Source organism: Rhizobium favelukesii, assembly GCF_000577275.2.
GTDB classification, from domain to species: Bacteria; Pseudomonadota; Alphaproteobacteria; order Rhizobiales; family Rhizobiaceae; genus Rhizobium; species Rhizobium favelukesii.
In genome coordinates this window covers 20832-42790 of record NZ_CBYB010000034.1, presented here as the reverse complement: position 1 = coordinate 42790, position 21959 = coordinate 20832, and the positions used below count along the sequence as shown (strand labels likewise).

Annotated in this window: 22 protein-coding genes and 1 pseudogene; 7 read left to right on the top strand and 16 right to left on the bottom strand. The window is 60.0% G+C overall.

Translation table 11 applies throughout. The features are described 5' to 3' along the window. Positions 1-266 precede the first annotated feature (266 nt). Both LPU83_RS34660 and LPU83_RS72920 read left to right on the top strand, forming a co-directional pair. Positions 267-437 (top strand): annotated as a pseudogene (locus LPU83_RS34660) (DUF736 domain-containing protein); the annotation flags it as partial. A gap of 681 nt (positions 438-1118) precedes the next feature. Next, a complete protein-coding gene (locus tag LPU83_RS72920) occupies positions 1119-1292 on the top strand; it encodes a hypothetical protein (protein WP_167546195.1) in 174 nt (57 codons plus the stop codon). A 67-nt stretch (positions 1293-1359) separates the two neighbouring features. On the opposite strand, the gene LPU83_RS34640 is transcribed toward LPU83_RS72920, so the two are convergent. From LPU83_RS34640 to traC, 5 genes are all read right to left on the bottom strand, one after another. Continuing rightward, positions 1360-1668 (bottom strand): WGR domain-containing protein, encoded by a 309-nt coding sequence (locus tag LPU83_RS34640; protein WP_024317496.1) that lies wholly within the window; start codon positions 1666-1668, stop codon positions 1360-1362. A gap of 604 nt (positions 1669-2272) precedes the next feature. After that, complete coding sequence (locus LPU83_RS34615; RefSeq protein ID WP_024317495.1) at positions 2273-2719, bottom strand: thermonuclease family protein; 447 nt, start codon at positions 2717-2719, stop codon at positions 2273-2275. 172 nt (positions 2720-2891) lie between these two features. After that, a complete protein-coding gene (traG, locus tag LPU83_RS34610) occupies positions 2892-4871 on the bottom strand; it encodes a Ti-type conjugative transfer system protein TraG (RefSeq protein WP_024317494.1) in 1980 nt (659 codons plus the stop codon). Continuing rightward, positions 4858-5073, bottom strand: coding sequence for a type IV conjugative transfer system coupling protein TraD (traD, locus tag LPU83_RS34605; protein WP_024317493.1), 216 nt, complete (start codon positions 5071-5073; stop codon positions 4858-4860). Before traD ends, traG begins: the two co-directional genes overlap by 14 nt. A 4-nt stretch (positions 5074-5077) precedes the next feature. Beyond that, positions 5078-5374, bottom strand: coding sequence for a conjugal transfer protein TraC (gene traC / locus LPU83_RS34600; protein ID WP_024317492.1), 297 nt, complete (start codon positions 5372-5374; stop codon positions 5078-5080). 255 nt (positions 5375-5629) lie between these two features. Here traC and traA point away from each other — a divergent pair, with 255 nt between their 5' ends. From traA to LPU83_RS34575, 4 genes are all read left to right on the top strand, one after another. Continuing rightward, positions 5630-8956 carry a Ti-type conjugative transfer relaxase TraA gene (gene traA, locus LPU83_RS34595; RefSeq protein WP_024317491.1) on the top strand — a complete coding sequence of 1109 codons (3327 nt, stop codon included), beginning with the start codon at positions 5630-5632 and terminating at the stop codon, positions 8954-8956. A gap of 65 nt (positions 8957-9021) precedes the next feature. Further along, on the top strand, positions 9022-9519 hold the full coding sequence (traF, locus tag LPU83_RS34585; protein ID WP_231052413.1) for a conjugative transfer signal peptidase TraF: 498 nt from the start codon (positions 9022-9024) through the stop codon (positions 9517-9519). Further along, positions 9509-10672, top strand: coding sequence for a conjugal transfer protein TraB (locus LPU83_RS34580; protein WP_024317489.1), 1164 nt, complete (start codon positions 9509-9511; stop codon positions 10670-10672). The genes traF and LPU83_RS34580 overlap by 11 nt, the downstream gene beginning before the upstream one ends. A 16-nt stretch (positions 10673-10688) precedes the next feature. Then, complete coding sequence (locus tag LPU83_RS34575; protein WP_024317488.1) at positions 10689-11312, top strand: TraH family protein; 624 nt, start codon at positions 10689-10691, stop codon at positions 11310-11312. 255 nt (positions 11313-11567) lie between these two features. On the opposite strand, the gene LPU83_RS73815 is transcribed toward LPU83_RS34575, so the two are convergent. Then, a complete protein-coding gene (locus tag LPU83_RS73815; protein ID WP_024317487.1) occupies positions 11568-12110 on the bottom strand; it encodes a hypothetical protein in 543 nt (180 codons plus the stop codon). A 123-nt stretch (positions 12111-12233) separates the two neighbouring features. After that, complete coding sequence (locus LPU83_RS34540; protein WP_024317486.1) at positions 12234-12473, bottom strand: helix-turn-helix domain-containing protein; 240 nt, start codon at positions 12471-12473, stop codon at positions 12234-12236. A gap of 290 nt (positions 12474-12763) precedes the next feature. On the opposite strand from LPU83_RS34540, the gene LPU83_RS34515 reads away from it, so the two are divergent. After that, on the top strand, positions 12764-13054 hold the full coding sequence (locus LPU83_RS34515; protein ID WP_024317485.1) for a transcriptional repressor TraM: 291 nt from the start codon (positions 12764-12766) through the stop codon (positions 13052-13054). A gap of 3 nt (positions 13055-13057) precedes the next feature. On the opposite strand, the gene LPU83_RS34510 is transcribed toward LPU83_RS34515, so the two are convergent. The 9 genes from LPU83_RS34510 to LPU83_RS34375 all read right to left on the bottom strand — a co-directional run bounded on the left by LPU83_RS34510 (position 13058) and on the right by LPU83_RS34375 (position 21954). Continuing rightward, positions 13058-13762, bottom strand: coding sequence for an autoinducer binding domain-containing protein (locus LPU83_RS34510; protein WP_024317484.1), 705 nt, complete (start codon positions 13760-13762; stop codon positions 13058-13060). A gap of 324 nt (positions 13763-14086) precedes the next feature. After that, a complete protein-coding gene (gene trbI, locus LPU83_RS34465; RefSeq protein WP_024317483.1) occupies positions 14087-15385 on the bottom strand; it encodes an IncP-type conjugal transfer protein TrbI in 1299 nt (432 codons plus the stop codon). A gap of 11 nt (positions 15386-15396) precedes the next feature. Continuing rightward, entirely contained in the window at positions 15397-15837 is a 441-nt protein-coding gene (gene trbH, locus LPU83_RS34460; RefSeq protein ID WP_024317482.1) for a conjugal transfer protein TrbH, read from the bottom strand. A gap of 3 nt (positions 15838-15840) precedes the next feature. Further along, the gene (trbG, locus tag LPU83_RS34450) at positions 15841-16653 is read right to left on the bottom strand and encodes a P-type conjugative transfer protein TrbG (protein ID WP_024317481.1); all 813 of its coding nucleotides are present in this window, start codon (positions 16651-16653) and stop codon (positions 15841-15843) included. 17 nt (positions 16654-16670) lie between these two features. Further along, positions 16671-17333: a conjugal transfer protein TrbF gene (locus LPU83_RS34445; protein WP_024317480.1), complete on the bottom strand. Its 663-nt coding sequence runs from the start codon at positions 17331-17333 to the stop codon at positions 16671-16673. Positions 17334-17353: 20 nt separating this feature from the next. Then, positions 17354-18535 carry a P-type conjugative transfer protein TrbL gene (trbL, locus tag LPU83_RS34440; protein ID WP_024317479.1) on the bottom strand — a complete coding sequence of 394 codons (1182 nt, stop codon included), beginning with the start codon at positions 18533-18535 and terminating at the stop codon, positions 17354-17356. Beyond that, a complete protein-coding gene (trbK, locus tag LPU83_RS34420) occupies positions 18529-18726 on the bottom strand; it encodes an entry exclusion protein TrbK (protein ID WP_024317478.1) in 198 nt (65 codons plus the stop codon). Before trbK ends, trbL begins: the two co-directional genes overlap by 7 nt. After that, positions 18723-19526, bottom strand: coding sequence for a P-type conjugative transfer protein TrbJ (gene trbJ, locus LPU83_RS34395; protein ID WP_024317477.1), 804 nt, complete (start codon positions 19524-19526; stop codon positions 18723-18725). The genes trbK and trbJ overlap by 4 nt, the downstream gene beginning before the upstream one ends. Further along, a complete protein-coding gene (locus tag LPU83_RS34375) occupies positions 19498-21954 on the bottom strand; it encodes a conjugal transfer protein TrbE (protein ID WP_024317476.1) in 2457 nt (818 codons plus the stop codon). The genes trbJ and LPU83_RS34375 overlap by 29 nt, the downstream gene beginning before the upstream one ends. Between the last annotated feature and the right edge of the window lie 5 nt (positions 21955-21959).

Sequence of the window (21959 nt, the reverse complement as noted above, 5' to 3'; positions counted from 1 at the left end):
GGGATACAGCATCAATCGTCACGTTTATCGAGACCTGAATCCGTGCTGCTTTCGTCACCCGCGCTCCCGCCACCCCTGCATCCACGCCACTGTGCGATGCCCTTTCCTTGGACGGGCACCATTCAATACCCATAGAGCGCCACTCGCGCCCGCGGCTTAGCCCAACACGTTTTTAGCGCACCGTCGCCATCGCCTCGGAGTGCTCGTCCACGTCGATACCCGCGACGCCACGCTAAAAACGCTCTGCATTATGCGGTGCACCGCATAACGTCGAACTCGGCGCCGCCTGGCAGAAGCACTCTAGCGAGAGCGACCGCGATTATCTCTCGGTCAAGCTCGATGACCCGAGCTTCGCCGCTCCCATCTACGCAACGCTGACGGAAGTCGAAGGCGAGGACGGTTACCAGCTGATTTGGTCCCGCCCCAGCCGGGATTGAGATCCGGAAAAGGCCCCGCCGTTTGAGGCGGGGCCAACAGGCCATTTCGAGAAAGCAGGCAACGGGCGTCGAGCCCATTTCCAGCTTTTTGGGTGCCATACGGAGAGGTGGGGTCTGCTCATATCGAGCCCATCGTGCCGTCGAGGCGGGCTAGCCTCAAAGACGAGCGGTTCCCCCAAAATGTTGGCGCATTTCGGCTCGCCGCCCCTGGCGGTCGCATGCGCGATCCTTGACCCTGACCCGCCGCCACGCCGACGGGCGCATCTTTCTCAAACATCAAGGAGATGACGATGATCGAACACCAAATCGAAGAACTGCGCGCTGAGCTGAACGCTTGCATTGAGCCTGCCGAGCGCCGCCAGATCGAAGCCAGCTCGAAATCGCCCAGACCGAGCTGATCGTGATGTTTGCGAATAGGACGGCTCCATTGAAGCCGAGCCGTCCTTCTGAGCGCGGCATATCACCAGCGTAGTCGGTCCGCCGCCATCCACAGCACGGAGAGGAGCAATGCGCTGCCGCTCTCCTTTCGCTCTCCTGTCATCGACATCGGGGATGTTGCATGCCGTCCGTCGCGCAGCAACCGGTAGGTCCTCCACTCTCGTTTCGGCCTTTCAGGTGCGCCCCTCCTTGTCCGTCATCCAGCCTATCCCCGCGATATCGCATTTCGAAAGGAGAAAAACCGTGCAACAGCTCGCTCAGTTCCTCGCCGCCACCGGCCGTCAGCTCTGCGTCCTCGGCAAGGTGATCTGTCACTTCTTCCGCAAGGGGAAACTCGGTCTCAAGCTCGCAATCAAGATTCCGTTCTTGGTCGAGATCGAGGCGTTGTTCGAGACCGACTGGAACCGGCGCGAATGACGCGCCACCAGGGGTCGCTTCGGCGGTCCCTGCTTTCCGCCACTTGGGAGACCAAAGGCAATCGGGACTAGCTTTGCAAAATCCCGAGAGTTGTTGGTGGCCGATAGCCGCGAGCACGTTTTTGTTTGACCAGTTCGAGGAACAAGCGAACCGCTTCCTCCTCCCGTTCAAAAACATGCTTTTTCTCTTGCCCGTGTTTGCCGATCCGTCCCCATCGCCGGGTCAAGCAGGCCTCTCCGAAGATAGTCTGCTCAACCTCCATGGCATAATACCGCGCCATGTTCTTGGCTGGATCCGATCGTTCGACATAGAGCTGATAGGGTTGGGCAATCATGCCGACATCATCGTCAAGCATATCCGGCACGTCCAACGACATATGTGAATCCTACAGGTGCGACCGATTCATTTTCGTGAAGAATGGCGTTGGAGCGAGGCGCCGATGGCGCACCGCTCTAGTCGCGCTGCGACCGGAGCCCGTACGCGGTCTCCGCCCCGTCGGGGGCGAAGACGAGACGCTAGCGGATCAACAGCCGAATTGGCTTGAAAGTTTGCGCCGAAATTTCGATGCGGAAGTGCATTTGCCCACCGATATATCGCGCGAGTTTCTGTCTGCATCCCTCCATTGGGCGATCGAGCACAAAGTCGATTTCGGTTTGTTCCACGAATGCCCGCAAGATCATCATCGCGCACTTTGGTGGTGATGAGACCTACCTCCCGTACCGGTGGTCCGACAAGCGATGGCACATCGGCCTTGAGGACAAAGAGCCCGTCCTCGATCCAGGCGAGTGAAATTGAGACCAGAGGTGGCTCGCTGCCTCTTGTCTCTGCCTTTTCATGTGAGCCGTTCCAGCCGGATCGACCGGCCGGTACGGCTATGAAAGGGGCTCTGCCGGCCCTCTCAACCTCACCCCATGAAGGAAGGGCAAGCCCTCCTCCCCGACCCCTTATCCCCTCCCGTCAGGCAAAGCGACGGCTTGCTGTCATCCGCCCTGGCACCAGCCGTGTCGGGTACCATCCCATGATCGGGCGGACCCTTCGTCGACCAAGGCATCGCCCAGCGAAGTGCCTGCGCGAGACACGGTGCGAAGTTTCCGTCCGTACTTGTCCTCGTCACGCAACCCGGCCGACAGCGAGAATTTTCCCGCGTTGAGCAGCGACAGCAGACGGGATTTTGCCGCCTCACCCCTTATCCGTTCCGCCTCGCAGCGGGGCGGGCTCAGTTCAGGCGTATCGATATCGGCGATGCGGATTTTCTCCCCCTCGAACCAGAAGGTGTCACCGTCGACAACGCAGTTCGTCCGTTGGCTGTCGCCGCAGAGCACGAATGACGCCGATAGCGCATCTTGTGCGTGTGCTTTGGCGAAGACAGCGCTGTCGAGATGGCCATTGTGATAGAGGTACAACCACCCGGCGGCGCCGATCACCATGGCGGCCCAGATCATGGTGATCGGAATGCCTCTGCCGCGATCGGGACGGTGACGACGTGACGTCGATCGCGACGAATTGGTGCCGCGACGATCGTTCGCGAGCTTACGATTTTTCCTGAACGGAATGACGTTCTTTTGTGCCAAGCTTTTCATCCCTCTTCGTCGGCAGACGCTACAGTCGGTTTGGTTCATATGGGTTTACCGCAGGCGTCGCATTCGAAGCTTCCTTCTCCCTTCCGCCCATCGAATGAAACCGGTTCTCGCCGATGCAGACCCTCATATCATCCCGCCGGAACCAGATGGCACGGCCGCATCTGAGCGGCGCGTTGCCGGCCGTGAACACGATCTGTTCGTCGGCCCGCATGCGAAGGACTTCGTGCGGTTGGATCAACGGTCGTGCCGCAAGCTGCTTCGACCGTGTTCGCGACGATCCCTTTGCATGAAAACTGCGGCTGACCTGGTCGATCTCGACCGTGGTCATGCCGCAGCGCTTCGATATGTAATCCGCGGTCTCTGGATCGTTGATCGCGGCGAAAGAGATCCAGCTGGCACTCTCGAACCACTTGCTTGCCGCGTCGCGGCCGCCATAGGTGTCACGCATCTGGCCGATCGACTGATAGATCATCGTCAGCGTGATCCCGTATTTGCGGCCGGCGTCGCGCGCGGTCTCGATGATCCGCATGTAGCCGAGGCGGGCGACCTCATCGAGGAGGAACAGCGCGCGCCCTTTGATCTGTCCGTCGCGATTGTAGATCGCGTTGAGAAATGAGCCGATAATCACGCGCGCAAGACCCGAATGGGTCTCCAATGTCTTGAGGTCGATATTGATGAAGACGTCTGTATTGCCTGCCGCGATGTCGCTGGTAGGGAACTTCTTCCCAGACACGAGCGCGGCATAGTTTGGATAGGAAAGCCAATGCGTTTCCTTGACCGCATTGGCATAAACGCCGCTGAAAGTTTCCGGCGTCATGTTGACGAAGGCAGCGACGTTCTCCTTCACGAAATCCGAGCCCGAATTGTCGTAGATGTCCTGCAGCCGCTTGCGCAATGTCGGTTCCGGCTCCGAGAGATTCATGCGAACCTGCCGAAGCGTCTGGTCCTTCTCATCCATGTGACCGGACAGGCAGACGTCGGCGATCAGCGCCGTCAGGAGCTGCAGCGCCGATGCGCGAAAGAAGTCGTCACGGACACCACGCGCGCCTCCGCTGTCGCTCATGATCCATGATGCGACCGAGGCGATATCCTCTTCTTTGGTTCCGCCGAAACGTCCGACCCAGTCCAAGACGTTGAAGCCGATATCTGGCTTCCTTGGGTTGAGGACGAACACGTCTCTCCCCGCTCCACCGCGATGCGCGATGACTATCGGCGCGACCTCGTTCGACGGATCCAGCACGATCAGCGTGCCGCCCCATTTGAGGGCTGTCGGGATCGTCACCGACGTCGTCTTAAAACCGCCGGAACCGGCAAAGACGATCCCGTGCGACGAACCGAACGAGCCATCGAAGCACAGCAACGGCGACTTGCCGCCTGCGCCCCACACCTCCGCACTGTCGGCGCGAAACGCTTGGCTCGCGACACTGTCTTTGTCGACCCGATAGCGCTCGCCGATGACGATGCCACCAGCATCGGGAAACAGCTTTGCCGCCTCTGTGAGTTTCATCCAATCCGCCTCGCCATGGAGCGCCCGCTTGCCCTGAATGCGCTTCGGCTCGGCCCCTGCGAATGCCGCATTGCCGATGAGCGCTACTCGCAGTGCGAAGCAGGCACATAATAGCGCCGCACTCGCTCCGATCGACGTTGCCGGATCGAGAAAGGCCAAAACCGTCTTGTCGGCGGGTGCCGCCTTGATGACAGCGGAAAGGCGCATTGTTTCGCGGACTGCTGCGACCAGGATTGTCCCACTCGATCCCGCGACGACGCCCCAACCTGCCTGCTTGATATTGATCGAACCGGCGCTCGCGAAAAGCAACAGCACTCCGATCGCCGCACTGGCGACATAGGGCAATGCGATGCCCGCCCGCCCCCATGCCAGTCGCGCGGCCTCGGTCTTGCCGAAACCCGAAAGCCACTGCTCGACCCCCGTCATCCCGATGACGACGAGGATCATCAACGCTGTTGGTACGACGACGAGCGCAATCCTATTGATCGTCATTGCCGAAGGCCTCCACGCCGATTGCCATGAGCCTGGAGCGCTCGCCATCGTCACCCTTGATGCGGCGCGCTGCATCGATCAGCGTGCCCAGCAACAGCGCTCGCTTCTCGTAGCGCAGACCGGCCTTGACGATCAGGCCGCCGAGCTCGATCTTTTCGCGCGTGTCCCTTTTGCGGGCGTCGGATGTCATCGTCCTCGTCATGCGCTCAAGCCTCGCCAGCGCTGCCCGCACCCGCGCCAGACGCGTCCGTCGCGGTCGGCGTTGCGCCGCCGCTCTCGCCGGCGCCCTTCTTCCCTCCGGTTGTAACGCCCTGCCCTCCGCGGAATCGCTTGGTCACTTGCTCAAACGCTGCCTGAAGTTCCGCCTCGTCGATTTCGATCTCGCCAAGGCCCGCCTTGAGCGCGATCCGGCCGATGCGTTCCGCTTCCCTGGTCTCGGCAATCTTGAGCTGTTCCTGCAGCTTGGCGATTTCGTCGCGGATTTTCGCGGATGGCTTCTTCATTCCGATTGTCTCCCTGGCTGAGAAAGCGTGTCTTTCGAAGTCAGTTTTTTTCGGAACAGAGTGCGGAACGCACTACTGTGAATCCTACAATCGCCAACGGCGATGCTTTGGTGGATCATCCCGGCCGTTCCGAAGGAGCGGCTTCCAAGGGCGCAATTATACGTCGCTGGCGCGACTTGTTGCTGAGAGAGACTGACGGGGCCGCCGCTCCCGACGAACGCATTGATTTTGTTCGCAACCGGGAAAGAATTCGCCGTGGCCGTCCCTCACTTCTCCGTAAGCGTCGTCGCCCGTGGCTCCGGCCGCAGCGCCGTCCTGTCGGCGGCCTACCGGCACTGCGCCAAGATGGAGTTCGAGCGGGAAGCTCGGACGATCGACTACACCCGAAAGCAGGGGCTCCTGCATGAGGAGCTCGTCGTTCCATCCGATGCGCCGGAATGGTTGCGCATGATGGTCGCCGATCGCTCGGTCGCCGGCGCATCCGAGGCTTTCTGGAACAAGGTGGAGGTATTCGAAAAGCGCTCAGATGCCCAGCTTGCCAAGGATGTGACGATCGCGCTGCCAATAGAGCTAACGGCCGCGCAGAACATCGCCCTCGTCCGGGATTTCGTGGAGCGGCACATCACGTCGAAGGGTATGGTCGCCGACTGGGTTTATCACGATGCTCCGGGCAATCCACATGTGCATCTGATGACGACATTGCGGCCGCTCACCGAAGACGGGTTCGGCTCGAAGAAGGTCGCGGTTCTCGCCCCGGACGGCAAGCCGATCCGCAATGACGCCGGCAAGATCGTCTATGAGCTATGGGCCGGCAGCGCTGAGGATTTCAATGCGTTTCGCGACGGCTGGTTTGCCTGCCAGAACAAACATCTGGCGCTTGCCGGCCTCGATATCCGCATCGATGGCCGTTCCTTCGAAAGGCAGGGCATTGCCCTGGAGCCGACCATTCACCTCGGCGTCGGCACCAAAGCCATCGAGCGCAAGGCCGAGCAGACCGATCGGAAGCAGGAGACCCCGGCAAGCAAGCTCGAACGGGTCAAGTTTCAGGAGGCCCGCCGCAGCGAGAACGCCCGCCGCATCCAGCGCCGTCCGGAGATCGTGCTCGACCTGATCACGCGGGAGAAGAGCGTCTTCGACGAACGGGATGTTGCGAAGGTGTTATACCGCTATATCGACGATGCGAGTCTGTTTCAGAGCCTGATGGTGAGGATCCTGCAGAGCCCGGAGGCCCTCCGGCTCGAACGCGAGCGGATCAACTTTGCGACCGGTATTCGGACACCAGCCAAGTACACGTCGCGGCAGATGATCCGACTTGAAGCCGAGATGGTCAACCGGGCTATCTGGCTGTCCGGCCGCGCCTCTCATGGTGTGCGCGAGGCGGTTCTGGAGGCGACCTTTGCGCGCCATGCCCGTCTGTCGGTTGAGCAGCGGACGGCGATCGAACATGTGGCTGGCGGCGAACGGATCGCCGCCGTCATCGGCCGCGCCGGCGCCGGCAAGACGACGATGATGAAGGCGGCGCGCGAAGCCTGGGAAGCGGCCGGCTATCGTGTCGTCGGTGGTGCGCTTGCCGGCAAAGCGGCCGAGGGCCTGGAGAAGGAAGCCGGCATTCAATCCCGCACACTATCGTCGTGGGAGCTGCGCTGGAACGAGGGTCGCAACCACATCGACGACAAGACGGTTTTCGTGCTGGACGAGGCCGGCATGGTCTCATCGCGGCAGATGGCGCTGTTCGTCGATGCCGTCACCAAGGCCGGTGCGAAACTGGTTCTGGTCGGCGACCCCGAACAGCTTCAGCCGATCGGGGCGGGAGCCGGCTTCCGGGCGATTGCCGACCGGATCGGCTATGCCGAACTCGAAACGATCTATCGTCAGCGCCAGCAATGGATGCGCGACGCGTCGCTCGATCTGGCGCGCGGCAAGGTCGGCGAAGCGGTCGAAGCTTATCGTGCGCATGGGCGCTTCAACGGGCTGGACCTCAAGGCGCAGGCGGTCGAAAGCCTGATCGCCGATTGGAACCACGGTTACGATCCTTCGAAGACCACCCTGATCCTCGCACATCTTCGCCGTGATGTTCGGATGCTCAACGAGATGGCGCGAGCCAAGCTTGTCGAGCGCGGCATCATCGCAGACGGGTTTGCGTTCAAGACAGAGGACGGAACCCGCATGTTCGCGGCCGGCGACCAGATCGTGTTCCTCAAGAACGAGGGCAGCCTTGGCGTCAAGAACGGTATGTTGGCCAAGGTCATCGAGGCAGCACCTGGGCGGCTTGTGGCGGAGCTTGGCGGAGGGGAACATCGCCGTCTGGTCACTATCGAACAGCGCTTCTACAACAACCTCGATCACGGCTATGCGACGACGATCCACAAGAGCCAGGGCGCGACCGTCGACCGGGTGAAGGTGCTTGCTTCCCTCTCGTTGGACCGCCATCTCACCTATGTGGCGATGACGCGCCATCGCGAGGATCTCGCCGTCTATTACGGCCGACGCTCTTTCGCGAAATCCGGCGGCCTCATCCCGATCCTGTCGCGCCGAAACGCCAAGGAGACGACCCTCGATTACGAGAAGGCGTCGTTCTATCGGCAGGCGCTGCGCTTCGCGGAAGCGCGGGGCCTTCATCTTGTCAACGTCGCCCGCACGATCGCACACGATCGCCTCCAATGGGCCGTCCGGCAAAAACAGAAACTCGCCGACCTCGGCGCACGTCTTGCCGCCATGGGTGCGGCACTCGGACTGGTCCGAGGCAGCAACAAACACTCCATCCCGGACACAATCAAGGAGGCCAAGCCCATGGTATCAGGCATCACCACCTTCCCGAAATCGTTCGGCCAGGCTGTCGAGGATAAGCTCGCCGCGGATCCCGGCCTAAAGAAACAATGGGAGGACGTCTCGACCCGTTTCCACCTCGTCTACGCGCAGCCGGAGGCGGCTTTCAACGCAATCAATGTCGACGCCATGGCCAAGGACCAGTCGGTCGCGCAGTCGACCCTCGAAAGGATTGCCGGCGCCCCTGAAAGCTTCGGTGCGCTGAAGGGCAAGACCGGTCTTCTTGCCAGCCGTGCCGACAAGCAGGAGCGGGAGAAAGCGGTCGCCAATGTGCCCGCGCTCGCCCGAAATCTTAAACGCTACCTTCGTGAGCGGGCCGAGGCCGAATTCAAACACGAGACGGAGGAGCGCGCGGTCCGGCTCAAGGTTTCGGTCGATATCCCGGCGCTCTCAGCATCTGCCAAACAAACGCTCGAGCGGGTCCGCGATGCGATCGACAGCAATGATCTCCCGGCCGGTCTCGAATATGCGCTGGCCGATAAGATGGTGAAGGCCGAACTCGAAGGTTTCGCGAAGGCTGTGTCCGAGCGCTTCGGAGAACGGACATTCCTGCCTTTGGCCGCGAAAGACACGAGTGGCAAGACCTTCGAGACCGTCACATCGGGCATGACGGTCAGCCAAAAGGTTGAGGTCCAGTCCGCGTGGAATTCCATGCGGACGGTCCAGCAACTTGGCTCTCATGAACGAACGACCGAAGCACTCAAGCAGGCTGAGACGCTGCGTCAGACGAAGAGCCAAGGGCGCTCGCTGAAATGACCGAAGGGGCTGGAATACCTTGGGCGGTGACCGCGCAACAACGGCAAGCGGCACAGATCATTTCGATGGCTGCACTGGCCGCCAGCCTGGCGATCGTCACTGCCGTCGCCGGCGGTTATCGCCTCAATTTGACCCCGAGCGAGCCGCTTGGTCTCTGGCGCATTGTCCCGGCTTATCGACCTGCGGCGGTCGACGACCTGGTGTTCATCTGCCCGCCGGACACGGCGGGAATGCGGGAGGCGAAAGCCCGCGGCTATCTTCGTTCCGGTTCCTGCCCAAGTGGCGTCGCGCCGCTGATCAAGACGGTGATGGCCGTTGCAGGACAGCATGTCGAAATCAGCGCCAGCGTGACTGTGGATGGGCGGGTGGTTTCTTTTTCCAGTCTCGCATCACGAGATGGAAAGGGACGGCCGTTGCCGCCGTTTCCGAGCGGCACTGTCCCGCCAGGATATGTCTTCCTACATTCCGCGTTCCCCGGCTCCTACGACTCCCGCTACTTCGGTCCGCTGCCAGCTTCCGGCATTCTCGGTCTGGCGCGGGAGGTACTCACCTATGCGCCGTGATCACCTTCGAACTACGCTGCTGTTCCTCGCTTCAATTGTGATCGGCGTGGTGGGCTGGAGTGGTCATGTGTTGCTCCTTCCTGCCGCCCTGGGATTTCCAATTCTATGGTCGCTCGCGCAAACGAGATCGGTCGTGGCACTCGTCTCCGCCGGATATTTCCTGGCCGCATCACGTGGTTTGCCCCAAGGCGTTGCCACCTTCTATGCGGCGGACATTTGGCTGGGCCTTCTGCTCTGGTTGTGCGCTTCTTTGAGCTTTGTGGTGGTGCATTCCGTCCTTTGGACGAAGAACCCGAACGTTCGTCCGTTTCGCTATCTTCTCGCGGCCGTCATCATGTCCATCCCGCCATTCGGCATCACGGGCTGGGCGCACCCGGTAACTGCTGCCGGTGTTCTGTTTCCAGGATGGGGGTGGTGGGGACTGAACTTGATCACAGCTGGCCTTGCGGGCCTCGTAACCCGCATTTGGCCCGCTGTCGCCATCGCCTTGACTGGCTTTTGGCTGTGGTCCGCCGCGTTCTGGACCGACCCGAAACTACCAGAAGGCTGGCGCGGCGTCGATCTGGAAATGGGGGCTTCGCTCGGTCGGGAGGCCGGACTTCAACGCCAGCGTGACTTGATAGCGACAGTGCGGAATGCGGCCAGCGATGGCGGCCGCGTCGTGGTGCTGCCGGAAACTGCGCTTGGCTTCTGGACGCCGACCATGGAGCGGCTGTGGGTAGGCGTCCTCCGCGCCGGTGATGCGACGGTCATCGCCGGCGCCACGGTTCTCGATGCCACCGGCTACGACAATGTCCTCGCCGCGGTCGACCGGAAGGGCGGCCGCATCCTCTATCGCGAACGCATGCCGGTTCCCGGTTCGATGTGGCAGCCATGGCGATCCTGGTTTGGGGAGAGCGGCGGCACCCGGGCGGATTTCTTCGCGAACCCGGTCGTCTCCATCGGTGCCAGCCGCGCCGCACCACTGATCTGCTACGAGCAACTGATCGTTTGGCCCATCCTTCAGTCCATGCTGCACGATCCGGACTTCATTATTGCTGTCGGAAACGGGTGGTGGACCGAAGAGACATCAATCGTTGCTATCCAGCGAGCCGCTACCACGGCGTGGTCAAAGCTCTTCGCAAAACCGCTTGTTGTTGCCTTCAACACCTGAGTGCTCAGGAGACACCATGATCGACGCAGCCCTGATAAAAGAATGCGCAGACCCTTTGCTCAAGCCCGCAATCGTCGAGCAGTTCGTGATGGCAGCGGGCTCGGCTGATCCCTTCGCCGTCACCGTTAAATCAGGCGGCCGATTGATCCTCGTTCCGAAAGCGGCATCGGCCGAGGAGGCGATGGCGATCGTACGGCAATATGCTGGTCAGGCGGTCGTTCGCGTTGGGCCGACCCAGTTCCCCGCGGGCGTGGGAGTCAAGGAACTGGCGGATCTGAAGCCCGACCTTGTCGATCCCTGCCAAAACCTTCGCAAAGGCACGGCGATGTTCGCGAAGGTGCTCAGGATCGTTGCGAAATGGTATGGCGGCAACCCCACGAGCAAAGACGTCTTCCCGAAGATTGTCGAGGATGCGATTTATGCATGGAAGACCGGTGAGTTCGAGGGCGTGAGGGTGTTTCAGGCGGAGGACCCCGAGGGGGCACTAGCCAACCAAAAGGAACCGCGGGGCGATAAATCGGAGGCGGGCACAATCGATGCCGGGGCTTTGCTGCAGATTGAGGCAGAACCTTCGGACGAAAGGAAAATTGGCACTGCGGGGATACGGGTCGATCTATCTCGCATTGCTGGTCAGCAATAGTGTTTGTCTTTCTCCGCGAGGCATGTTTGGCCGTGCGAGAACTCAGCGCAAGCCCAAGCATGCACTTAGTGTGTTTTCGACGCATGAAATTAGTGTGAGCCATATGCATAGTATTCGGGTTTGTTGCGGGCCAGCCATTACGAGAACATCCTGCCCTCACCAAGTTGAGTCCGAGTGGCTCAACGCGGCACGGTAGGCATTTAAGGATGCGGACTAGGCATGGAAGACGGGAAATTTTGAGCGTGAATGCATATTTCAAGCTCTTTTTTCGGAAACTACCGTCGAATTGCCGCGGCAAAGCGAGAAGATACGTCCTACCGAGGAACAGGAGCCGTGGAGGCAGTGCGACGTCGGGGCGCGGGGATTCGGATCGATCTGTCCAGATTGGCGGGAATTGACCTTCACTCTACCGGTGGATACCCGCGTCAGCAGGACGTCGTCCTCTTCGAGAGCGACGTCGACCGCTTCGTTCGCCAGGTCTTGGCCGCGCGCGGCCAAGTGCTCCCTCGCTCTCGCGACGTCGACGATCAAATAGTCGTCCGCTCTGACCGTGTCGGCTTCAGGATTTTCATCGAAGGCGGCAAAAAGGCGTTTCCGGCGCTCGGTGGAAAGGATCGAACCAACGCCGAACCAGACCTTCAGGCGCAGCAGATCGTCCTCAGTGATCGCACGGCTTCGGTGACTGGTATAGGGTGTTCTAATGATTCGTTTGTCGATCGCGTTGGGTACCGACTTCATGCCGATCTCACTCACGGCAGCCGCCTCAGTGGGTGTGTTTTCGCGAAGTGCTGCAGCCATAAATTATTCTCCTTCGAAAGAATACATACGATGCGCGGGCAACTCGCAATGTGGCTGGCATAAATCAATTCTCGTCATTCGCGCGGCTGGGCATGAACCCGGCAGTCCGCAAGGCAACTTTTCTTAATCGTCAAGCTCGGTTGGCATCTCCTTCGGCGGCCGCTTCAGCAACTCACAGGCTTCGATGTCCAAGACTGTCGCCAAACGTTCCACGACATCGATGCTTGCATTGTAGACGCTACGCTCTAGCGAACTGATGTAGGTGCGATCGATGTCCGCGCGATGCGCGAGTTCCTCCTGGGACAAGCCTTTAGCCTGTCGCGCAGCTCGCAAATTTCGCGCAAATACCTCTCGAATATCCATGATCGAGAGAACAGCGGCTTGATGAGTATCCTTCCACGGAGTATTCTCTACAGCTCAAGCGAGGGTCGAATTCTTTTGAGCAAATAAGCAAGACAGTTTCGTTCAAGTCCGTGCATCTCTTCGACGTCGGTATGGGGAGGCGTGAGATGAAGTCGCACAGGATCCAGTTGCCCCTATCCAGAAATCTCAGATGGATGACGGTCAGTGGATATTGTGGCGGCGCTCAACCGATATAATCAGACTGCAGACCTAGGTCCGGGCGGCAGAGAATGAAGTTAGGGGAGAAGCGGATGAACGATGTGGGCTCATCTCGCTACAGTTCGATGCAAGAGTCAGAACTAGAGGTGCTGGCAGTTGCTGCAATCCGTGAGCACCGCCATCTTATTGCCGCCGATGAGGCTGTCTACGAGGAATGGACTCGCGCGAGCGCCGATCCGTCGGTTTCCGCCGCCGTACTCAAGACTCTGCAGGATGAGTATGTCGCGCGTCAGAAAAAATCCGAAGCCCAGCAGGAGGTGTTGTCGGAAATCATCGATGCGCTTGGCTACGTCCCTGAAGTTGCTCCAGATGGCGAAGACTGACGCTCATACCAGACCATGGTCTTTGGCGATCGCGACAAGTTGCGCAACGGTTGCTGCTTCAAGCTTTTCGCGCGCTTTATCGAGGTAGTGCTGCACTGTCCTCGGGTTGATCCCCGTCAACATTGCGGTTTCCGGAGCGCTTTTGCCTTTTGCCGCCCACATGAGGCACATTGCTTCTCTTGGTGAAAGCAACCGTTTCGGAGCGACAATCGTCGCCGCAGCGATGATCTTCAGGCGGTAATGGATGGCCAGAACCGCCCGGATCGCTTTTTGCGCATCCTGCAGTTTTGAAACGTCAGCCGTCTGCGCTGAGGATGCAAACGTCAGCATCATCGTGGAGCCGAAACTTCCTTCGACGGGTATCGTCACCCCACTCCGAATGCCGTGATCGATCGCCTGGTCCCGAAAGCGCCTGAGTTCGGAAGTCCCACGAGCGGGCCAATCATCGGCCGTCCAGGAAAACATTTCCATGCGACGCTTGGCTTCCGTGACGACCGGGTCGATGCGGGAATACTGGCTTTCGAGATAAACGCCCTGCCATTCCTCCGGATAGGAGTTGAATGTGCGAATTTCCAATCCCTCAGTCTGCAGATACGCAAAACGCTCGAACCCACATGCGTTGGCAAATGTCTTCAGAGCACCTTTGATCATACGTTCATCGTGCGCGGCTTCTGCCATATCGATGAGAGAGCGAAGGTCACCGTCCACTGAATTTCTCCTACTGCGCAGCTGCGAGCCTCCCACACGTCACGCTGTACTGGCGCCGCGAGTTACAGGATGCCACCGGACATCGGACCATGGCTGCGAGTTCTCTGTTCCATTCGTTCCGATGAAAAAGCAGCTGCCTTTCTACGCGAAGCATATCCACGGTCGTTGCAAGTCATAGGTCTACTCACCTCTTTTGAGTATTCAAGTCCTCACGAGCTAAAATATGACTTCTGAGGAGAAAATTTAGGCGCACTGATTTTCGCCACGCTGGATGGCCCTGTTGACGCGCAGCGAAATGGCGGGTTTCTCAGATTTCTGCGCGACTTAGCGGTCGCGATAGGTAGACGGGAAAACGATGTCTTGGTCGACCAGCACATTAAACTTGTAGCCCGGACGGATACGGATCGTCGGCTGCACGTTCAGGTTCTTCGATATCGTCTGTTCCGCGACTCGACCAAAGCTTTCGGCAAAATTCCGCCGTCCTGCATCCGAGGCGGTGTCCTGCGTCGCCAGCGTCGAACTCTCGGGCATCGACATATCGATCCCGGTCCCGATGATTGCCACGAGCGCTGCGGAACCGAAGGTCCTCCAGAGATGGCGGTCGACCTTGTCCCGGAAGCCCCCATATCCTTCGGCGTCCGTGCCGGCCATGCCGCCGATCTGCAGCGCAGACCCATTCGGAAAAATGAGGTCGGTCCAGACGACGAGAACGCGTTCCTGTCCGAATGAGACCTTGGAATCGTAGCGGCCGAACAGCTTTGCGCCCTGCGGGATGAGAAGACCGTAGCCAGTTGCGCTATCGTAGACATTCTGGCTGACCTGAGCGGTAATGGGCCCTGGCAGATCGGAATTGAGGCCAGTGATCAAGGTGGCGGGAATGACTGAGCCGCGCTTCAATTCATTGGGTGACATCGGCGGCACCACCTGGTTTGGCAGGTAGCCGAGATCCTTGATGTCCTGATTGAAGAAGTCCTCCTTCGACGTCTGCCCGTTCTGATCGACGTTCTGGCCCATCAGGCCCGATTTCATAGCCGCGGCATAAAGGTCTGACGCACCGTTTGTCGCGATTTTTGTCGGCTGACGGCCGGCGTCGTTGGTGGAGTTTGCGGCCTCCTCGACGTCGGAGAAGTCTACCTCCAGCGGCGAATCGAGCGCGGTAGCGCGGGCCTGGAGACGCGCCATCCGTTGGCGCTGGGCCTCCCGCAGGTATTGTTCATCCTGCTCTCGCTTCAGGCGAGCCTTCCATTCTTCTTCTGGCTCGAGACCTTGTCGATGGTCTTGTCGCTCCACCGGTTGGCGCGCGACGATCGGTTCCTGCTTTTCCGTTTTCTCCACCACGACAGGTGTCGGTTGAAACACCTCCTGTTTATCTGGCTCACCGATAATGGCATCCGTTACACCCCGCTTGAACTGGTCGCCGAAACTGGTCGCAGGGCTGTTGGAAGCACTCTCGATGTCGCCACGATTGAAAGACAGCCCGCGCAGCGAAAGACCAATCACCACGACCCCGACGAAGAGCACGATGACAATGATGGCAACGATGATCGGCAGGCGGTTGAGCCGGCGCATGCCATTCTGATCGGCGGCCTGGCTGGACGTGCCAAGCTGAAGCGATTGGACCATGTTAATCTCCGTCAGTTGCGCTGCATGATCGAAAGCGGACTGGCCGGCGTGGCGCCGGCCGCCGTCGGCGTGTAAGCGCGGCCAAGAGCGATGGAAGGTGTTGAGACCCGCGCCAAAACCTGTCCGTCGAAGCCCTCGATTGCATAAGCAAGCTCGACCGGCTTGATGTCTTTGGCGACCTTGCCGTCCGTGACGACAGTGTAGCCCCACCCCTTCAGGGCCGCTTCGAGGGCAGTCGCGAACTCCGACGTGTCTTTCTCCATTTTGATCGTCGTCGTAGCACCGGCCGGGCCGATCTGTTCAGCCAGGCGGCTTGCCATGTCCCCGGCGATAGCGCTCGCGGCCGGTCCGGTGACGGCAACGGGGGTGGAACTGGTGGTCAGGGCGTCGTCGGCCGTCTGGCAGCCGGAGAGCAGCGTGGCCACGACGAAATATGCGAGAAGCTTGCGCATTGGTCAGCCTCCCCGCCGGATGGTGATCTTCTGTTGCCGCCAACCGACACCGGAAACGAGGATCGCCTTGTCGATCGCATAGTCGACGGTCATCATGTCGTTCTTCATCCGGTAATTGACGATGCGATTTTGACCGCCGGAGACGACGAAGAGCACAGGCGCATCCTGTGCGGAGATCGCCTTCGGGAACTGGATGTAGGTCTTCATCCCGTCCGAATAGACTCGCTTCGGCCTCCAGGGCGCGCTCCCGCTCACCGAGTAGGAGAAGTTCAGCTTGTCCGGCGCGGTGCGCGGAATGCCGCCCGTTTCGAGACGACCGTTGATGTCGGCGAGCTTGGTCGACACGTCGTCCGGATATTCGAAACCAACGCGCGCCATGTACTGGCTGGGATGGGACTTGAGCTGGATATGATAGGTGCGCCGCGATGTCGTAACGACCATCGAGGTGAGAAGGCCTGGCTCCGATGGTTTGATGATAAGATGGATCGCCTGTCCGCCTGTGGTCCCCGAGGTGGCCGGCTCCACCTTCCAACGCACCGTGTCGCCGACCATAACATCGCGAACGATCTCGCCACCCTGAAGTTCGATATCGCAGACCTGTAGCGGCGAGCAGACCACGGAAGGTTGGGTCTCGCCGAACAGGAAGATCACTTTTCCATCCGGACCTGTCGTCACCAGTCCCGGCGTGCCGCGCCACTTTCTGGAAAGATCTGTTCCCTTCACCTCGTTGCTCGTCATGCTTTGCGCCTGCGCGCCAGCCGCAAGCAAGAGTCCGGCCATGCCGCCGGCGGCTGCGATCAATCCCGTTTTTTTCATTGAAAGAATCCCTGCCCTTAAAGCTGTGCCGTCCAGTCGAAATCCCGGACGTAGAGGCCGATCGGATTGAGGCGGATCGTCGCCTCATCCTGTGGCGCGGTGAGCGTCACCGTTGCGATCCCGCGGAACCGCCGCGTGCCGATCTCCTTGCCCTTGCGGTCTCGCTCGTATTCCGTCCAGTCGATCTGATAGGTCTGGTTCGAAAGCGCGACGATGTTGTTGACCTCGATGGCAACTGTCGAAGACTTCGCCTTCTCGAACGGAGAATTGCCTCGAAACCAGGCGTTGACCTTCTCGGTTGACGGGTCGGAGGTCCGAAGAAGGGCGTAGGTGCGGTCGATATATTGCTTCTGCACCACCGCATCCGGCGTGATCGAGCGAAAGTTTGTGATGAAGTTGCCGAGTGTGGCGCGCACCACGCGAACATCGGCATACTCGATCTGCTCGGGGAAACCTGCCGTGACCGCAGTTCCGAGCTTGTCGACCTCGACGATGTAAGGCACGAGCCTCACTTGCGTGCTCAGATACATCGCGTAGCTGAAGCCGATGACGGCCATGACCAGACCGAGGACACCAACAATGCGCCATGCGGCTGCGGCTTTCACATAGGAGCCATAGCGTTCGCTCCATTCCTGGCGGGCGGCAAGATACGGGTTTTCCGGGGCGCGGTTCGCTGCCATTTATTCTTCCCTTGTCTCGATTATGGTTTGTCTTTGCGTTCGGGAGGAGGCTTCGGTCCGCTATGACCGCCGCGCTGTTCATCGAGCTTGGCGTTGGCCAGTCCGAGAATGGACCCGGCATAAGCACCCGGAGAGCCGATTGCCTTTTCCTTCGCGGCTGATCCGGCTGCTTGCGCGCCGGAACTGAAGCTCGCGCCAACGCCGCGAAGAGCGGCACCTGCAACAGGTGAACCGCCAGCTCGTGCGGCCTGCGCGGCCGCAAAACCCGCGCCGGCAGCGCCGGCGGAGAGGAAGCCAGCGCCGGCGGCGAAGGATGCCGTTTGCCCGCCGTGGCGGATCGCTTCCATCCCTCCGGACACCGATGCGCCCTGGACAACGCCCTGGATGATGTTCGGGACATACATGGCGATGATGAAGACGACGACGGAGATGCCTGCGATGGCCAAGGTCGTGACGAACTGATCCGACGAGGCGGTGGGCGCTTGGGCAAGGCCAAGCAGGACGTTCGACCCGATCTTGGCAATCATCACAAGGGCCATGAGCTTCATGCCGACGCCGAAGGCATAGACGAGGTATCGAATGGCAAAGTCTTTCGTGAAGGACGAACCACCCAGTCCGAGCATGATCATGCCGGCGAGCAGGCCGACATACATCTCGACCATGACCGACACGAAGATCGCTGCGACAAGGGAGAAGCAGATGACCACGATGCCCATTGCGAGAACGGCGGCAATCGCGAGCGCATTGTCTTCGAACACCCCGAACTGTGCTTGTTGCGACATTTGGGAGGCGACGCGGATGCCGGCGTCGAACACCTCGGCAGGCGAAGCGGAACCGCCGCCGGCGCCAATCTGGAAAAGGCTGTCGACCACTGCTCGCGCAAAGGTCGGACCTTGGGTCAGAACGAATGCGAAGAACCCGATGAACATGATCCGCCGCACCAGTTCAGCGAACCAGCTGTCCAGCGAGGCCGACTGGATCGCCAGCCAGACGGCCGCGATGCCAATCTCGATGGTTGCGAGAATCCAGAACAGGGATTTCGCCGCATCCATGATGGTGGTTTCCCACCCCTTCGCAGCGGACGAGACCTGGTTTTCCAGTTCTGTCAGGACCTGTCCCTCCTGCGCGAAGGCGGGTACGGCAAAGGCTATGCAAAGAAGCCCTGCAATCAGAAATGAACGTGCAACAATTCCCTTCACCATCTCGGGCGCATCTCCTGACCATCCTCGATTGGCGGCAGCTCCTTGTTGGAGCCGAAAAATTCCTCCCGGGCGGCGCGCTCCTCGGTGAGCGCAGGTTCTCCGGTGTTTCTGGAATTGACGATCAGCACTGTCGCTACTGAGGATGCAGCGGCGAGAGCCAGCAGCAAGGCAATGAGGACGGAGCGGCTCACCAGCGCGGCTCCATTTTCTGGCCTTCCGGAACGATCTTGACCTCGGCGTTGAAAAACTTTTCCCGCCGCGCCTGCGCCAGGTCCTTGTCGGTTTGCTCCGTCTGAAGCCAGGTTCCCATCATCGTCATCTGTTGGGAGACGAGACCGCGAAGCTTCTGCATTTGTGCGACCTGTTGTGCTGCGATCTCGTGCCCAACCTGCAGAGCCTTCATCTGCCCGTCAGCCGTCTCGGACATCGACCTCAACGAGGACATCGTGTCTTCCTCGCTATCGAACTGATCGGCCGTGAGGCTCGCCGCCTTCAGCGAGCTGGCGATGGTGTCACGGTTGGTGTTCGACCAGGACTGATACGTCGAGGAGACCGTCCCGTTGTCCCGCAAGTTGGTCTTGAGATCGGCGTAGCTCTGAAAGCGCTGCTGAAGAACATCGTCCGCATTCCCCATCGAAAAGGCGATGCCCTGTCCCTCGTCGACGATACTGCGCAGCTGGTTGAGATCGCTTTCGACCTGCCCCCAGACATGGTCAGGAAGCTGCACGGTGTTTTGCATCATGTTCTCGTAGATTTTGAGCTGGTTCTGAATCTGCTCTGCAAGCTGGCTGATCTGGGTCAGCTGATTGTCGACCTGGATGCCGGAGCTTTTCAGGAGGTCCACGAGTTGCGCATTGTTGGCGAGCTGCGTCCATTCCGTCGCAGCGCCGGTGGCTGTACCGGCTTGCACCGAGCCCGAGGTCACGATCATGAGGGTGGCGGCCGCGAGGCAAGCAAACCATCTATTCGCACTTGAGTAGCGATGCGGCATCGTGAACTCCTCTCGTTTCAAGCCAGTGGATCGGCCAGTCGCGGCCATGTTCGGATTTGAGTGCGCGGATGCGCTTGAGGTCCTCTTTGCCCGACGCGCCGACAAAGCTCAGCGCAACCGGCCCCAACGACATGTTGAACAGCCGCCGGCCTTCTGGCGTGGCCACGTAGTATTCGCGCTTCGGCATGGCGGTAGCGACGATCTCGATCTGCCGCTCGTTGAAGCCGATGCGCTCGTAGAATTCTCGCGTCCCCGACTCGCGAGCGGCACCATTTGGGAGGCATATCTTTGTAGGGCAGGATTCCTTTAGGACGTCTATGATCCCGGACCGCTCGGCATCGGAGATCGATTGGGTCGCAAGAACGACAGCGCAATTCGCCTTGCGCAGCACCTTGAGCCACTCGCGAATCTTGTCGCGGAACACAGGGTGGCCGAGCATCAGCCACGCCTCGTCGAGCACGATCAGGCTCGGCGACCCATCCAAACGCTTTTCGATCCGGCGGAAGAGGTAGGTCAGCACCGGCACGAGATTGCGCTCGCCCAAATTCATCAGGTGCTCGATCTCGAAAGTCTGGAAGGCACCGAGTGTGAGGCCGTCCTCTTCCGCATCGAGGAGCTGGCCCATAGGGCCATCGACGGTATAATGATGCAGTGCGTCCTTGATCTCGCGCAGCTGCACGCCGCTGACAAAATCTGAGAGCGAGCGACCGGATGCACTCGCCATCAGTCCGATCTGCCGAGAGATGGCGTTACGATAATCTGGGGTGATGGTGACGCCCTGCAGACCGACCAGCATCTCGATCCATTCCGTCGCCCAAGCCCGGTCGGCATCACTTTTGAGTTCGGAGAGTGGGCAGAAGGCCAATGCCCTCCCCTCTTCTACATTGTCGCCGCCGATCTCATAGTGATCGCCGCCGGCTGCGAGCGTCAGGGGTAGAAGTGAACTGCCTTTGTCAAAGGCGAAGATCTGCGCATTTTCGTACCGCAGAAACTGCGCGGCGATCAGAGCCAGAAGTGTCGACTTGCCTGAACCGGTGGGACCGAAGATCAGCGTGTGCCCGACATCATCGACGTGCAGATTCAGGCGGAAAGCTGTCGATCCGCTCGCAACCTGCATTAAGGGCGGGGAATTCGGTGCGAAAAAGGGGCATGGCGCAACGGGGTTTCCGGGCCAGACCGAGTTCAGCGGAATCAAGTCGGCGAGATTGCACGTGTTGATCAGCGGCTCACGGATGTTGCAATACCAGTTGCCCGGCAAGCTGCCGAGATAGGCGTCGGTGGCATTGAGCGTTTCGATCCGCGCCCCATAACCTTCCGCCTGGATCAGCCGGCGGACCGCTTCAGCTTTCTCCTGCAGTGCCTCGCGATCGCTGTCGAACAGCACTACGACCGGTGTGTAATAGCCATAGGCAACCAGCTGCGACGAGGCCTGCGCGATCGCATCCTCCGTCTCGACCACCATGCGCATCGCGTCCTGGTCGACGGATCGACTTTGTGTCTGGAATATCTGGTCGAAGAACGGCCGGACCTTCTGCTGCCATTTCTTGCGTGTGCGTTCGAGCTTCTGTCGGGCTTCCTCGGCATCAAGGAAGATGAAGCGCGATGACCACCGATAGGTCAGCGGCATCAGATCAAGGCTGTTTAGAATACCCGGCCAACTTTCGGCCGGCAGACCGTCGATCGCGACGACGCCCAGGAAGCGGTTTTCGACCTTTGGCGTCAGTCCGTGCTCAAGCTCCGCGGTGGCGATCCAGTCGAGATACATAGGAACATCGGGAAGCCGGATAGGATGGCTTTCCCCAGTGGTGCAGAATCGGGCGAACTGCAGCAGCTCGTCATATCGGGCGATTCGCTCCCCTCCCCTTTCGACCGTTTCGCGAGTTTCCATTCGCCGGATCGAAAGGGTGTTGTCAAAATACTGCTCAAGCTCTCGTACAGCGTTCTTGAAGACGAAGAGCACCGTGTCCGCGTAGGACTTTTTCCGGCTTTCCTCATCCGAATAGATGTATTTGCTGAGAGCAGTCTTCTTGGACTCGAGCGGCCGATAGGTCAGGATCAGCGCATGCTTGCTCTCGAAATGCCCCTTCTCGCGCGCGAAATGTGCGCGCCGCTCAGCATCGATCGCGCGGGTCACCGGGTCGGGGAAATGGCAACGGTCTTCCGATGGATAGTCGACCGTCGGAATGCGGATGGCTTCGACCTGGATCATCCAACCACTTCCAAGCCGCGACAGAACGGCATTGATCCGCCTCGATAGTTCGTTGCGCTCGAAGTCGGTCGCACTTTCGGAGTCCGGGCCAGCGAAGTACCAGCCGGCCATCAGGCTTCCGTCCTTCAGCAGGAGGACACCATTGTCGACGAGGCCAGCGTATGGAACGAGATCGGCGAAGGATGGGCCTGTGGCCCGGAAGCGTTTGAGAGCTACCACTGCCG

Excerpts from the sequence above, each read along its gene's own strand:
- LPU83_RS34640 (WP_024317496.1), bottom strand. The coding sequence starts at position 1,668 with ATGTCGTTGGACGTGCCGGATATGCTTGACGATGATGTCGGCATGATT.
- LPU83_RS34615 (WP_024317495.1), bottom strand. The coding sequence starts at position 2,719 with ATGGTGATCGGCGCCGCCGGGTGGTTGTACCTCTATCACAATGGCCAT.
- traG (WP_024317494.1), bottom strand. The coding sequence starts at position 4,871 with ATGACGATCAATAGGATTGCGCTCGTCGTCGTACCAACAGCGTTGATG.
- traD (WP_024317493.1), bottom strand. The coding sequence starts at position 5,073 with ATGACGAGGACGATGACATCCGACGCCCGCAAAAGGGACACGCGCGAA.
- traC (WP_024317492.1), bottom strand. The coding sequence starts at position 5,374 with ATGAAGAAGCCATCCGCGAAAATCCGCGACGAAATCGCCAAGCTGCAG.
- traF (WP_231052413.1), top strand. The coding sequence starts at position 9,022 with ATGGCTGCACTGGCCGCCAGCCTGGCGATCGTCACTGCCGTCGCCGGC.
- LPU83_RS34580 (WP_024317489.1), top strand. The coding sequence starts at position 9,509 with ATGCGCCGTGATCACCTTCGAACTACGCTGCTGTTCCTCGCTTCAATT.
- LPU83_RS34575 (WP_024317488.1), top strand. The coding sequence starts at position 10,689 with ATGATCGACGCAGCCCTGATAAAAGAATGCGCAGACCCTTTGCTCAAG.
- LPU83_RS73815 (WP_024317487.1), bottom strand. The coding sequence starts at position 12,110 with ATGGCTGCAGCACTTCGCGAAAACACACCCACTGAGGCGGCTGCCGTG.
- LPU83_RS34540 (WP_024317486.1), bottom strand. The coding sequence starts at position 12,473 with ATGGATATTCGAGAGGTATTTGCGCGAAATTTGCGAGCTGCGCGACAG.
- LPU83_RS34515 (WP_024317485.1), top strand. The coding sequence starts at position 12,764 with ATGAACGATGTGGGCTCATCTCGCTACAGTTCGATGCAAGAGTCAGAA.
- trbI (WP_024317483.1), bottom strand. The coding sequence starts at position 15,385 with ATGGTCCAATCGCTTCAGCTTGGCACGTCCAGCCAGGCCGCCGATCAG.
- trbH (WP_024317482.1), bottom strand. The coding sequence starts at position 15,837 with ATGCGCAAGCTTCTCGCATATTTCGTCGTGGCCACGCTGCTCTCCGGC.
- trbG (WP_024317481.1), bottom strand. The coding sequence starts at position 16,653 with ATGAAAAAAACGGGATTGATCGCAGCCGCCGGCGGCATGGCCGGACTC.
- LPU83_RS34445 (WP_024317480.1), bottom strand. The coding sequence starts at position 17,333 with ATGGCAGCGAACCGCGCCCCGGAAAACCCGTATCTTGCCGCCCGCCAG.
- trbL (WP_024317479.1), bottom strand. The coding sequence starts at position 18,535 with ATGGTGAAGGGAATTGTTGCACGTTCATTTCTGATTGCAGGGCTTCTT.
- trbJ (WP_024317477.1), bottom strand. The coding sequence starts at position 19,526 with ATGCCGCATCGCTACTCAAGTGCGAATAGATGGTTTGCTTGCCTCGCG.